The sequence below is a fragment of the Myxococcus sp. AM009 genome, from assembly GCF_013372605.1.
Taxonomy (GTDB): domain Bacteria; phylum Myxococcota; class Myxococcia; order Myxococcales; family Myxococcaceae; genus Myxococcus; species Myxococcus vastator.
The window spans coordinates 45,650-58,610 of sequence record NZ_JABXEP010000001.1 but is presented as its reverse complement, the minus strand read 5'-3'; the positions used below and the strand labels follow the sequence as shown (position 1 = coordinate 58,610).

Here is a 12,961-nt window from a genome sequence, read left to right as displayed (position 1 = left end):
GGTTGCCATGGGTGGGGCGGGTCCGACATCTCCTGGTCGTCGAGGACGCCTCGCGTCTGGCGCGTGCGATCGAGGAGGCGCTGCGCGCTCGCGTCGAGCGGTGCACCCATGCGGCTTCGCTCGCCGCGGCACGTCAGGTACTCCAGCATGACGCGCCCGACGCCGTCATCCTGGATGTCAGCCTTCCGGATGGGGAGAGCATCGAGCTGCTGGCGCCGCTGTGTGGGTTGGAGCCGCTGCCGCACGTCATCGCCATCAGCGGGACGGCGACGGCGGAGCAGGCCTTCCAACTGGCGCAGGCGGGCGTGCGTGCCTTCCTTCCCAAGCCGTTGGACCTCGCGCGACTGGAGGCCGTCTGGCTGGAGACGTTGGCGCGTCCCCCCGACCTGGTCACCGCGCTCCGGGCGAGCGCGGGACGGGTGCCGCTGCACGGCTTCGAGAGCCTCGTCCGCGACACATTGGTGGACGAGGCCCTGGCGAAGTCCGACGGGAGCGTACGCGGGGCCGCGAAGCTGCTCCGAATCTCACGTCAGCTCCTCCAGCACATTCTCAGCGGCCGGAAGTAGGACGCCAGGTCAGGTGCGGGCTTCGCGCTCACCTCGGGTGGCTGCGGCCTTCAGGTCCTCGATGATGGCGCGGCTGAAGTCCTCGAGGTCGTCCGGCTTGCGGCTGGTGATCCAATTGGCGTCCCGCACCACCGCCTCGTCCTTCACCTGGACGTTGGGGATGCGGCGCAGGTCATGCTGAATCGTCGTCCACGCGGTGAGCGTCCGTCCATCCAGGATGTCCGCGGAGATGAAGAGCTGGGGCCCGTGGCACACCGCCGCGATGAGCTTGCCGCGGTCGTCGAACGCCTTCACGAACTGGACGAAGCGCTCGTCGGCCCGGAGGTTGTCGGGCGAGTGCCCGCCGGGGATGAGCAGCATGTCGAAGTCCTGCACCTGGACGTCGTCGATGCCCTGCTCCACGCGGAACTTCTCCCTGCCTTGCTTGCCCGCGACTTCCTCGCCGGCCTTCTTCCCGATGAGGACCACCTCGTGGCCCTCCTGGCGCAGCTTGTCGTAGGGAACTCGCAGCTCGGAGTCCTCGAAGCCACTGCCCACGATGCACGCGATTCGCTTGCCATCCGCCATGTCGTCCCTCCTTGAGTCAGGCCCGCAACCATGTGCACCCTGTGCAGTCCTGGCCCGGAAGGGGAGGGCTTGAAGCGGGACCGGGCGCCGTGCCCGCCGCCTCCTCGGCAGACGGACAGGCGCCCGAAACCGCCACGTCCCCGGCTACTCGTAGCGGAGCGACTCGATGGGCGCGAGGCTCGCCGCGCGCCGCGCCGGCCAGATGCCGAAGAACACGCCCACTGTCGCGGAGAAGGCGATGGCCACGATGATGGCCTCGGGCGCCACCACCACCGTCCAGCCCGCCATGCGCTGGAGCATCGCCGCGCCGCCAATGCCCAGCATGAGGCCCAGCGTCCCTCCGGCCAGGCACAGCACCAGCGACTCCACGAGGAACTGGAGCATGATGTCCATGCCGGTGGCGCCCAGCGCCTTGCGTAGACCGATCTCGCGCGTCCGCTCCGTCACCGACACCAGCATGATGTTCATGATGCCAATGCCTCCCACCAGCAGGGAGATGGCGGCGATGCCGGCCAGCAGCAGGGAGAACGTCTGCGTCGTCTCCTGCATGGTGTTGAGCAGCGAGGCCTGGTCGCGGATGTTGAAGTCCGCGGGCTGCTCCGGGCGCAGCCGGTGCTCCCGCCGGAGCTTCTGGTCTATCTCCGCCATCGCGTCGTCCATGGACGTCTCGCTCACGGCCTGCACGGCGATGGAGCGGATGCGGTCGCTGCCCATGACACGGAACTGCGCGGTCGACAGCGGGATGTAGAGGCTCTCATCCGGGTTGTTGAAGCCCTGCGCGCCTTTTTCGGCCAGCACGCCAATGACCTCGAAGGGAATGCCCCGGATGCGGATGGACTCGCCCACCAGGGACGCGGTGTCCGTCAGGCCCAGCTGCGCGCCCGCCAGCGCGCCCAGCACCACCACCCGGCGGCGGCCCTTGTCCTCCGCGTCCGTGAAGAGCCGGCCAGTCGTCATCTCCCCCTGGTTGACGCGGAAGTAGTCCGGCCAGGTGCCCACGACGGACAGGTTCGCGTTCTTCGCGCCGTGCTCCACCTGGAAGCGCGACTCGATCTCCGGCGCCACGGCCTGGATGTGGCGCGCGTTCTCCCGAAGGGCCTCCGCGTCGTCGATGGTCATCGACGCCTGGGCGCGAATCATGCCGCCCGTGAAGGCCTGACCCGGGCGCACCGTGAGGACGTTGGTGCCCAGCCCCTGGAGCCGCTGGGCCACCGAGCGCTGCGCTCCTTCGCCCAGCGCGACCATGGTGATGACGGCCGCGATGCCGATGACGATGCCCAGCATGGTCAGCAGCGACCGCAGCTTGTTGGCGAGGACCGCATCGAATGCGACCCGGATGATTTCACCCATGACGTGTCCTCCTCGTTGGCGTGGGGGTTAGGGCCGTCCGCGCGGGCCACCACCCGCGCCGGGAATCACGCCGCTCGTCCTCTGGCGCATCCGCTCGGTGCTCTGCTGCTGCTGCTGCTGGAGCTTCGCCACCGTGATGAGCACCACCTCCTCGCCCTCGTCCAGGCCACTCACCACCTCCGTGCTCTCCCAGTCGCTCAGCCCCAGGGTGACGCGCCGGGGCTGCGGGCCGGTGGGGCCCTGCACGAAGACGACGCCCTGCCGCGTGTCCGTCGCGCCCTGGACCTCCTCGCGAGCCCGGCGGCCCGCGCGGCCCTGGCCTCCGCCGCCCTGGCCTTCCCCCATGCCACCCTGGCCCCTGGCGGGCACCGCGCCCGGCCCGGTGCCGCTTCCCACCGCGGCGGTGGCGCCCACGCCGGCCTCTCCCACGGCCGACACCGTCGTCGCTCCGGACGGCGCGCCCGGGGTGCTCGGAGCTCCCGGCGGCCGCATCACCGCGCGCAGCGCTTCTTCGGAGACACCCACCGCGGCGGCCGCGGTCCGGGCATCCCGCACGCCCACCACCGCGCTGTTGGGCACGGTGAGGGCGTTGCGCCGGCGGGAGATTTCAATGGCCACCTCCGCGTTCATGCCCGGCCGCAGCAGGCCGTCCGGGTTGTCCATCCGCACCAGCACCGGGAAGAGGGTGACGTTCTGCTCCACCAGGGCCTGCGGCTCAATCTTCACCACCTCGCCGATGAAGGTGCGGCCCGGGTAGGCCTCCATGGTGACGCGCGCCCTCTGGCCGGGCTTGATCTGCCCGACGTCCGTCTCATCCACCTTGGCGCGCACCTGCATCACCGACAGGTCCGCCATCTTGAACAGCGCGGTGCCACCGGACACGTTGTTGGTGGCGGAGGCGATGATGACGCCCGGCTGGATGGTCCGCTCCAGGATGGTGCCGGGGCTGCGCGCGATGATGGTGACGTCCCGGCTGCGCTCACGCGCCAGCTGGAGGTTCGTCTCCGCCCGCACCTTGGTGGCCCGCGCCGTCGCGGACGCGTCCACGGCCGTCTCGTATTCCTGCTGCGTGACGTAGCCGTCCTTGCGCAGCGTCTCCATGCGCTGGCGCTGGGCCTCCGTCGTGTTCAGCCGCACCCGCGCGGACTCCAGGTCGGCCTGGGCCTGCGCCAGCGCGTTCTGCACGTCGCGCGGCTCGATCTCCGCCAGCAGCGTGCCCTTGGCCACGGTGTCGCCCGTGTCGTAGTGGACCTTCAGCACTTCACCGGAGGCCTGGGACTTCACCTCCACGACGCGCAGCGGCTCCACCAGGCCCGCGGACTCGGCCACCACTTCCATGTCCCTGCGCTCCACCACGGCCACCGCCGCCGAGCGCTGGTTCGTCTGGGGCTCCTCGCCGCGCTGGGTGACATACACCCCCGCGCCGAGGAGAAGCGCCGCGCTGCCTGAGATGATCCACTTCTTCGTCTTGCTCACGACGACCTCCCGTTCCCTGTCCCACGCAGCGAGCGTGGCGAAAATTCAGTCCCGATTCCGCTCGTCCCGCTCGATGACGCCGTCCTTCAGGAACAGCACCCGCCGCGCATGCGCCGCGATGTCCGCCTCGTGGGTGACGATCATCAGCGTCTGCCCCTGGCCGTGCAGCTCGCCGAAGAGGGCCATGATCTCCTCGCCCGTGCGGCTGTCCAGCGCGCCCGTGGGCTCGTCCGCCAGCAGCAGGGCGGGCTGCGTCACCAGCGCGCGGGCAATGGCCACGCGCTGACGCTGACCGCCGGACAGCTCGTTGGGCCGGTGGTCCATCCGCGCGCCCAGGCCCACCTTGTCCAGCATCGCCGCCGCGCGCTCGCGCCGCTCCTTCCTGGGCATGCGCGCGTAGATGAGCGGCAGGGCCACGTTGTCCAGCGCGGAGGCGCGGGGCAGCAGGTTGAAGCTCTGGAACACGAAGCCCAGCTCGCGGTTGCGGATGCGGGCCAGCGCGTTCTCCGACATGCCCGCCACCGGCTGGCCGTTGAGCCAGTACTGGCCGTCGCTGGGGACGTCCAGGCAGCCGATGAGGTTCATGAAGGTGGACTTGCCGGAGCCGGACGGACCCATGACGGCCACGTATTCGTTGCGGCGGATGGTGAGGTCCACGCCGCGCAGCGCGCGCACCACCTCGGAGCCCATCGTGTAGTCCTTGCGCAGGCCCTCCACGCGGATGACGACGTCGGAGATGTCCCGCGCCGGGCCCGCGCCCGCCTGCTGCTGGGTATCAGTGGACGTGCTCACAGCGGCCTCCCCGCGAGCGCTTCCAGCTCCGCGCGCGCAATCCGATAGTCGAAGCGTGAGGCCACCAGGTTGATCTCCGCCGTCACCAGGTTCTCCTGGGACGTCAGCAGCTCGATGATGGTGGTCGCGCCCAGCTTGTAGCGCTCCTGCTGCACCTTCAGGTCCTCCTGGGCCACCGCGACGGACTCGGTGGCCAGGGCGATGCGGTTCGACGCCAGCTTGAGCTGGTTCAGGGACGTGCCCACGCTCGAGCGCAGCACGCGCCGGGTATCCGACAGCGTGGCCTGGGCCACCGACGCCTGCGTCCGCGCATTCACCACGCGCTCCTCGCGAACGAAGCCATCGAAGATGGGGTAGGACAGGCCCATCCGGACCGACCAGCTCGTGCGGCCGCCGTTGAAGGCGGGCTCGTCATTGAACCAGTCATACCCGCCGGACAGCCGCACCGTGGGCAGGTAGGACGACCGGGCCACCTTCACGCTGGCTTCGGCCGCCCGCAGGTCCGCCTCCGCGGCCTGGATGGACGGCGCCTGGGCGGTGATTTCGTCCGTCAGCGCCTCGTCGGTGAGCGCGAAGGTGGACACGTCCTGGAGCTCCAGCGGCTGGGCGTCCACCGGACCGTCCTCGCCGATGAGCCGGCCCAGCGACAGGGCTGCCGCGGCGTGCTGGGTCTGCGCGGAGAGCAGCGCCTCCTGCGCGGAGGTGAGGTCGTACTTCGCTCGCAGCACGTCGGAGCGCGTCGCCGAGCCCACCGCCAGTCGACGATCCGCGGCCTCCGCGTTCTGCTTCGCGCGCTCGATGCGGGACACGGCGACCTCTTCCAGGCCCCCGGCGCGGAGGACTTCATAGTAGGAGCGCTCCACGTCGAGCACCGCGGACGCGCGCTGCGCAATCAGTCCAGCCCGGGCGGCGCTGGAGCGCGCCTGGGCCTGCTTGCTGGTGGCGCCGCGCTGGCCACCGGTGAAGACGTTCCATGAGGCCGACAAGCCGGCGCTGTACGTGTCGCTGGGCGCGTTGAACACCACGCCCGTGTTGGGGTCCAGGCGCTGGCTGCTGGCCAGCGAGCCGTTCGCGTTCGCGGACAGGTTGGGCAGGTAGGCACCAAACGCGCTGCGCTCGGCGGCCCCTGTCGTCGTGACGGCGCCGGCGGCTTGCGCCACCTGGGGGCTCGTCTTCAGCGCCCGGGCGATGGCCTCCTCCAGGGAGACCGTCGTCATCGTCGTTGTCGCCTGGGCCAGACCCACGCCGGGCGCCGTCACCAGCCCGAGGAAGCCCAGGGCCAGGGCCGTCATCCGGTAGGGTTGCCGCTTCCACCACGGTGTCTGTGCGTTTTTCATCGCAAGCCGGACCACTGCATGTGCCTTGCCATGGTCCAACCCCTGGAAATGTGGAAGGAAAGTGGCGCCGGGACTGCGGGAACCGCAGCGCGAGTGCGGATTCCGCATGCGGTGGCGGCCATTCTCGCATGCACGCCTCGGGGGCTCCCTGGGGCCCACGCGCGCGCGCCTGTACAGCGGGCCTGGGCCCCGTGCTTGCACAGGGCGAAGGCGACAGGTGGACGCGCCGAGGTTCCGCGCCTGCTCCTCCGCCCTGCCAGCGGCCACGTGGCCGCCCTCCACCCCCAGGAGAACGCCCCATGCCCCCGCTCATGCTCGGACGACCGACGGCTCCCGAGGCGCGCGGCGCCGACAGAAGAGGGTGCGGATTCCGCACTCCGCATGCAGAGTTCGCAGCCTGTGGAGGTGTGCGATGGAGTTGGAGTCCCCGCGGCGGAGGACGGCGATGAGCGGCGCTCGCTGGTGGCGTCCGCTTGGGCCTCGAGCGCCCTGGGTGGCGGCGGTGCTCATGTGCGCGGTGCTGATGTCCGCGGCGCTGTTCATCCGGAACACGGCCATGGAGTCGTCCGCCTTGGTGGCTCGGGGCATGGCCAACGTCATCATGGTGGCCGGCTTCGAGGCCTTCCGCGACGCGGAGGGACTGCCGGACCTGTCCGCGCTGAACGCCTTCCTGGCGTCCCACATGGAGGGCGGCCTGCGCTACGTGGCCGTCATGGAGGACGACCGGGTGCTGGCGTCGGCCGGGGAGGGCAAGCTGGGGCGGCTCCTGTTCCAGGAGGGCGCGCCGCTGGTGGTCGAAGGGGCGCGCGCGCGCCTGGTCCACCGCATCCGGCGTCCTCGGCCCGCGTACGGCCCCCTGACGCAGCAGGAGGTGCGGGCCTTGTCGGAGCAGGGGGCGTCGCAGGAGCCGCGCAAGCACCTGCGCATGGTCTACGAGTTCGCGCCGCTCACCGCCCTGGAGCTGGAGTCGCGCTCGCGGCGTCTGCTGGGCGTGGCGGTGGCCTCGTGCGTGGGCATCCTGGTGTTGGCCTTCGCCTTCTCCCGCTTGTTGGCGCAGCGCGAGGCGCTGTCGGAGGAGCTGGAGCGCGGCCGGCGGCTGGCGGCCCTGGGCACCATGTCCGCGGTGCTGGCGCACGAGCTGCGCAATCCCCTGGCCTCGCTCAAGGGCCACGCGCAGCTGCTCGCCGAGCGGGTGGAGCGTGACGCCGTCCTGGCGCCCAAGGCGGACCGGGTGGTGTCGGAGGCCGTCCGGCTGGAGCAGTTGATGAACGACCTGCTGGGCTTCGTGGCCAGCGGTGAGCTGCGCCGCGTGGAGGCGGACCCCAATGACGTGCTCCGCGCGGCGGTGGAGAGCACCGGCGCGACGCGCGTGGAGGCGCACTACCTGCCGGACCGCACGCCCTGGCCCCTGGACGCGGGCCGGCTGCAGCAGGCGCTGGAGAACGTGCTGCGCAACGCCGTCCAGGCCAGCCCCGAAGGCCAGCGCGTGGAGGCGACCGTGGAGCGGCGGGACACGTCCCTGGTGTTCACGGTGAAGGACCATGGGCCCGGCATCGCGGCGGGGGAGGAGGAGCGCATCTTCGAGCCCTTCATCACGGGCCGCGTTCGCGGCGTGGGCCTGGGGCTGGCCATCACCCGCCGCATCGTCGAGCTGCATGGCGGCACGGTGAGCGCGCGGAGCCATGCCGGCGGTGGCGCGGAGTTCCGCCTCACCGTGCCCGCGAGAGGAGCCTGAACCATGGCGCGAATCCTGGTGGCGGATGACGAAGAGGGCGTGCGCTCGTTCCTCGCCGAGGCGCTGGAGTACGAAGGGCACTCGGTGACGATGGCCGCCGATGGCGAAGAGGCCGCGAGGCTGATGGCGCGGCAGGGCGTGGACCTGTTGCTCACGGACCTGCGGATGCCTGGGATGGACGGGCTGACGCTGCTGCGCAAGGTGCGCGAGGAGCAGCCCGACGTGGAGGTGGTGGTGCTCACCGCCGTGGGCACGGTGGAGAGCGCCGTGGCGGCGATGAAGGCGGGCGCCTTCGACTATCTGCTCAAGCCAGTGGGCAGCCCCGCCGAGCTGCGCCTGACGGTGGCGCGGGCCCTGGAGCGGCGCGCGCTGCTCAACTGGAAGACGGAGGCGCGGCAGTCCGCGGGCGCGGTGGAGCTGAGCTGGGGCGCTCCCGCCATGCACCCGGTGGTGGAGGCATTGCGGAAGGTGTCGCCCACGCAGGCCACGGTGCTGCTGGTGGGGGAGAGCGGCACCGGCAAGGAGGTGACGGCGCGGGCCCTGCACCAGTGGAGCGAGCGCGCGGATGGGCCCTTCGTGGCCGTCAACTGCGCGGCGCTGACGGAGACGCTCCTGGAGAGCGAGCTCTTCGGCCACGAGAAGGGGGCGTTCACCGGCGCGGTGGCCCAGCGGCGCGGCCGCATCGAGCTGGCGCAGGGCGGCACCTTCTTCCTCGACGAGGTCGGCGAGCTGAAGGCCGAGCTCCAGGCCAAGCTGCTGCGCGTCCTCCAGGAGCGCCGCTTCGAGCGCGTGGGCGGCACGCGGACCCTGGAGGCCGACGTGCGCTGGGTGGCGGCCACCAACCGCGACCTCAAGGGGATGATGGCGCGCGGTGAGTTCCGTGAGGACCTCTACCACCGGCTGGCCGTGTTCCCCATCCGGCTGCCGTCCCTGCGTGAGCGGCGCGAGGACCTTCGGCCGCTGGCGGAGCTGCTGCTGCGCCGCATCGGCGACGAGCTGGGGCGCCCGGGGCTGCGCCTGTCACCCGAAGCCGTGGCGCGGCTGGAGGCGTTCACCTGGCCCGGCAATGTCCGCGAGCTGCGCAACGCGCTCGAGCGGGCCGCCATCCTCGCGGATGGGCCGGTGGTGGAGCCTGGGCACCTGTGGCTGGATCCGACGGGCGCGGCGGGGCCCGTGGTGGACGCGCCCGTCCCGGAGGGGGGCCGGCTCCCCAGCCTGACGCTGGAGGAGCTGGAGCGACGGGCCATTGAGCAGGCCATCGCGGACGAGGCGGGGAACCGCAAGCGCGCCGCTCAGCGGCTGGGGATTGGCTTGAGGACGCTGTACGACAAGCTGCGGCGCTACGAGTCGCCCTGAGCGCGTCGAGCGGCGCGGAGAAGCGTCTCCGCGCCGCGAGTGCCCCGGCAACCCTATGCGGGGTTCACGGAGGGCCGTTGCCCTGCCGCTTCGAGTTCAGCTCCACCGCGGTGGCGTAGATCTGCGCCCAGGAGCGGTACTTCACGCGGTCCAGGAAGCCTTTCTGGTCGTTCGCGTAGTCGAACATGTCCTTGCGGAAGAGGGCGTCGGCGGCCTTGCGCGCATCCGGGCCGAGCGGTGTGCCCTTCTTGTCGAAGTAGCGCAGCAGGTCGTAGCCGTAGTCGTGCGTCTTGGCCGCGGGGTCGAACTCCTTGTCCGGGCCAATCTTCAGCGGGACGGAGGCGTAGCCCAGCGGGTCCTGCATCCGCTGGCCGTGCGGCGTCTGGATGGCGTAGGGCTTGTAGCCGATGACCTTCTCGAAGTCCGCCGGAGGAGGGCGGGCGCCGGTCAGGTACTCCATCATCAGCTTGCCGTGGTCGCCTGCGGGCGCCGCGCCCACCTTCGCCGTGGCCTGGAGCGCCGTCGCCGTGTTGCTGAACGAGTCCTTCTGGTGGATGGCCGCGGGGACAGCGGCGGCGTTGGGCTTTTCCGCGGCGGGCGACTCCGAGGAGGAGTTCGCCGGGCGGCGGGCCGAGACGGGGGCGTTGCGAACGAGCATGATGTGGTCCGGGGGAAAGCTTCCTCTCGGTTTGTCGCAGTTTGTAGACTTGAAGTTGCGTGGAAATGACCGACGCACCGCGTGGTGCCAGGAGAGCTCAGTGGGAACGGACCTTTATCGCGACGGAATGGCCCGGTTGGACGCGGGGGATGTGGCCGAAGCCCGCCGTCTGCTGGAAGAGGCGCTGCGCAAGTCCCCCGGCGACGTGGCGGTGATGCACGGATTGTCTCGGGTGTTGGATCAGGCGGGCGAGCGCGCACGCTCCGTGGAGCTCCTGGAGCACGCCCATGCTCGGGCGCCTTCGGAGCCGGGCCCGGCGCATGACCTGGCCATGGCGCTGCTGGAGCGGGAGGAGGACGCACGGGCGGTGCAGGTCCTCACGCCCGTGCTGGCGGCCCACCCCGAGGACACGCGGGCGCACCTCTTCATGGCCATGGCCCTGGCGAAAACGGACGCCGCGCGGGCTCGCGTTCACACCGCGAAGGCCCTGGCGGACTCGAATCCCGACGTGAAGCTGCAGGCCCAGGCCCTGGACGACGTGCTCGCGGAGCACCAGCGCGTGTCCTGAGCGTGTCCAACGCCATGGTGACGGCCTGAAAGGCGAAGGGCCGGAGGCGGCCGTCTCCAGCCACCTCCAGCCCAGGATGCTTCAGTCCGTATCGCGGGTGCGCTCAGGCGCGAAGGGCGATCACGGTCACCCCGTCGCCGCCTTCGTGGCCCTCACCCGGCCGGTACATGCGGATGTACGGCGACGCGGACAGGTAGTCACGGATGGCCTGCTTGAGGGCCCCCGTGCCATGGCCGTGGATGACGAGCGCGGCTTCTTCGCCGCTGCGCATGCCCCGGTCCAGGAAGGACTCCAGCTCCGCCAGCGCGTCGTCCGCGCGCATGCCCCGCACGTCGCAGCGGAAGTTCGTGGCCTCCACCTCGGCGGGGGCCGCGGTGGCCGCGCGCTTGAGCGCCGCGTCCTGCTTCTGACGCTCCGGGAACTTCGCCTGCTGCGGCTTGCGCGTGCGCGCGCCTGACAGCTCCGTGGTGGGCACGCGCATCTTCAGCGCGCCACCCGCGGACACCACCGCGTGGCTGTCCGCCAGCTCCAGGATTTCCACATCGCGGCTCAGCCCCGAGTGGTGCACCCATGCGCCCACCTTCAGGTTGGCCGGGCCGGGGGCCTCCACCTGGAACAGCTCCGCCTTGGCGGCCAGGGCGCGCTTCTGCGCTTCGTCCGCGCGCTGCTGGAGCTGCTGCCGGGCCTCGGAGAGGGCCTTCTCGTTCTGCTCGGCGCGCAGCTTCGTCAGCAGCTTCTGCACCTCCGCCGCCGCGTGCTCGCTGGCCGCGTGCACGTCGTCGTTGAATTGCATCATCCGGGCGCGGCGCTCGCGCTCGAAGGTCTGCTTCTGCTTCTCCAGGTCGGCCCGGAGCGCCTCGGCCTCCTGGGCCGCCACGCGGGCGCGCTCCAGCTCTTCGTAGAGCTTGCGCCGCTCCTCCTCGGCCGCCGCCAGCGCCTTGGTGAGCGGACCGCCCGCGTTGACGGACAGCTCCCGGGCGCGCTCGCACACGCTCTGGGGCAGGCCCACGCGCGCCGCCATCTCGATGGCCGACGACTGGCCCGCGGCGCCAATCTGGAGCCGGTAGGTGGGGGCCATGCGCTTCGAGTCGAAGCCCACGCGCGCGTTGAGGAAGCGCGGGTCCATGTGCGCCAGCGCCTTGAGCTCCTCCAGGTGCGTGGTGACGAGCACCACCACGCCCTTGGACATCAGCTCCTCCAGCACGGCGATGGCGATGGCCGCGCCCTCGCGGGGGTCGGTGTCCGCGGCGATTTCGTCGATGAGGACCAGCGAGCCCTCGCCCACGGCGCCGATGATGTCGCGCAGCATCACCACGTGCGCGCTGAACGTGGACAGGCCCTGCTCCAGGTTCTGCGCGTCACCCACGGTGGAGTGGACGGAGCGGTACAGCGGCATCCGGGAGCCTTCCGCCACCGGAATCGGCAGGCCGGCGCGGAGCATCAGCGCGCAGAGGCCCACGCCTGTCAGCGTCACCGTCTTGCCGCCCGCGTTGGGGCCGGAGACGACCAGGGCCTTCGCGTCGCCCGTGAGCGTCACGTCGTTGGCCACCACCTCGGCGCCCTTGAGCACCAGGCGCGGGTGGCGCAGCTGCCGCAACTGCATGTCGGTGACGTTCTCGAAGGTCGGCGTGCTGGCGGCCAGGTCCGCGGCGAGGAGGGCCACGGCCTCGGCCTCGTCCAGCTCCGCCACGGCGTCCAGGCCCTCCAGGATGCGCTCCGACTCCCGGCCGAGCTGGTCGCTCAGGGCCTGGAGCACCTTGCGCTCCTCCTCGGTCACCTCCGACTGGGCGATGGCGAGGTCGTTGCCCAGGCCCACCATGGCCTGGGGCTCCATGAAGAGCGTCTGGCCCGTCTGGCTGGCGTTGTGGACGATGCCGTCCACCTCCGAGCGGTAGTTGGCCACCACTGGCACCACGTAACGCCCGTTGCGGAGCGTGTAGTAGTTCTCGCGCAGCTTGGGGAGGAAGGCCTCGTCGTGGAGCAGCTCGTCGAGCCGCGACTTGATGCGGCGGTGGAGCCCGCGCGCCCGGTCCCGGGCCTCGCGCAGCTCCGGGCTGGCGCGGTCGGAGATCTCACCGTCCGGTTCGAAACACTGGTCGATGCGGCGTGCCAGCGGCTCCAGCGAGGGCAGCCGGCGGGCAATCTCCACCAGCCGGGGGACGCGGGCTCTGCGTTCGTCCAGCGCCTCGCGGGTGCGGACGAAGGCGAACAGGAGCTGCGCCGAGTCGATGAGCTGGCGGGGCTCCAGCATGCCGCCCTTGGCCGCATGGCCCATGGGCGTGCGCAGGTCCGTCACGCCCCCCAGGGGGAGGGAGAACTGCTCCTGGGACAACGCGCGCGTCTCCGTGACGAGCGCGAGGGCCTCCGCCACGGCCTCGGGGGTGTCCAGGAAGGGCCGGGCGAGCACCCGCTCCCTGCCAGGCTCCGTCCTGCAGCGGTGCGCCAACGCGCGGAGCACATCCGCGAAGCCCAGGTCTTCCAGCGTTCTTTGCGATATCTGCACGGTCATGGGTTTCATGCGCGGCCGTTTGGCCGTCAAGAGGATCTATTGAGGCG

The 12,961-nt window shown here is 71.2% G+C and carries 11 protein-coding genes; 4 read left to right on the top strand and 7 right to left on the bottom strand.

Annotated elements, in window-relative coordinates:
* The first annotated feature begins 11 nt into the window (after nucleotides 1–11).
* Entirely contained in the window at nucleotides 12–566 is a 555-nt protein-coding gene (locus tag HV824_RS00240) for a response regulator (protein WP_368670801.1), read from the top strand.
* Between the two features lie 9 nt (nucleotides 567–575).
* Here the strand turns inward: HV824_RS00240 and HV824_RS00235 are convergent, their stop codons facing one another.
* The 5 genes from HV824_RS00235 to HV824_RS00215 form a co-directional block, all read right to left on the bottom strand.
* On the bottom strand, nucleotides 576–1,133 hold the full coding sequence (locus tag HV824_RS00235) for a type 1 glutamine amidotransferase domain-containing protein (protein ID WP_176422396.1): 558 nt from the start codon (nucleotides 1,131–1,133) through the stop codon (nucleotides 576–578).
* Nucleotides 1,134–1,277: 144 nt separating this feature from the next.
* A complete protein-coding gene (locus tag HV824_RS00230) occupies nucleotides 1,278–2,483 on the bottom strand; it encodes an ABC transporter permease (RefSeq protein WP_176414989.1) in 1,206 nt (401 codons plus the stop codon).
* 27 nt (nucleotides 2,484–2,510) lie between these two features.
* A complete protein-coding gene (locus tag HV824_RS37915; RefSeq protein ID WP_176414988.1) occupies nucleotides 2,511–3,959 on the bottom strand; it encodes an efflux RND transporter periplasmic adaptor subunit in 1,449 nt (482 codons plus the stop codon).
* Nucleotides 3,960–4,004: 45 nt separating this feature from the next.
* The gene (locus HV824_RS00220) at nucleotides 4,005–4,751 is read right to left on the bottom strand and encodes an ABC transporter ATP-binding protein (RefSeq protein ID WP_368670800.1); all 747 of its coding nucleotides are present in this window, start codon (nucleotides 4,749–4,751) and stop codon (nucleotides 4,005–4,007) included.
* Nucleotides 4,748–6,043, bottom strand: coding sequence for a TolC family protein (locus HV824_RS00215; protein ID WP_176415242.1), 1,296 nt, complete (start codon nucleotides 6,041–6,043; stop codon nucleotides 4,748–4,750). The genes HV824_RS00220 and HV824_RS00215 overlap by 4 nt, the downstream gene beginning before the upstream one ends.
* A gap of 538 nt (nucleotides 6,044–6,581) precedes the next feature.
* On the opposite strand from HV824_RS00215, the gene HV824_RS37910 reads away from it, so the two are divergent.
* Both HV824_RS37910 and HV824_RS00205 read left to right on the top strand, forming a co-directional pair.
* Nucleotides 6,582–7,823, top strand: coding sequence for an ATP-binding protein (locus tag HV824_RS37910; RefSeq protein WP_163777087.1), 1,242 nt, complete (start codon nucleotides 6,582–6,584; stop codon nucleotides 7,821–7,823).
* Between the two features lie 3 nt (nucleotides 7,824–7,826).
* Nucleotides 7,827–9,179: a sigma-54 dependent transcriptional regulator gene (locus tag HV824_RS00205; protein WP_176422395.1), complete on the top strand. Its 1,353-nt coding sequence runs from the start codon at nucleotides 7,827–7,829 to the stop codon at nucleotides 9,177–9,179.
* A gap of 64 nt (nucleotides 9,180–9,243) precedes the next feature.
* On the opposite strand, the gene HV824_RS00200 is transcribed toward HV824_RS00205, so the two are convergent.
* Nucleotides 9,244–9,837 carry a hypothetical protein gene (locus tag HV824_RS00200; protein WP_176414986.1) on the bottom strand — a complete coding sequence of 198 codons (594 nt, stop codon included), beginning with the start codon at nucleotides 9,835–9,837 and terminating at the stop codon, nucleotides 9,244–9,246.
* A 31-nt stretch (nucleotides 9,838–9,868) separates the two neighbouring features.
* Between HV824_RS00200 and HV824_RS00195 the strand changes: the two genes are divergently transcribed.
* Nucleotides 9,869–10,405, top strand: coding sequence for a M48 family metallopeptidase (locus HV824_RS00195; RefSeq protein WP_176414985.1), 537 nt, complete (start codon nucleotides 9,869–9,871; stop codon nucleotides 10,403–10,405).
* A gap of 103 nt (nucleotides 10,406–10,508) precedes the next feature.
* On the opposite strand, the gene HV824_RS00190 is transcribed toward HV824_RS00195, so the two are convergent.
* The gene (locus tag HV824_RS00190) at nucleotides 10,509–12,914 is read right to left on the bottom strand and encodes an endonuclease MutS2 (protein WP_176415241.1); all 2,406 of its coding nucleotides are present in this window, start codon (nucleotides 12,912–12,914) and stop codon (nucleotides 10,509–10,511) included.
* Between the last annotated feature and the right edge of the window lie 47 nt (nucleotides 12,915–12,961).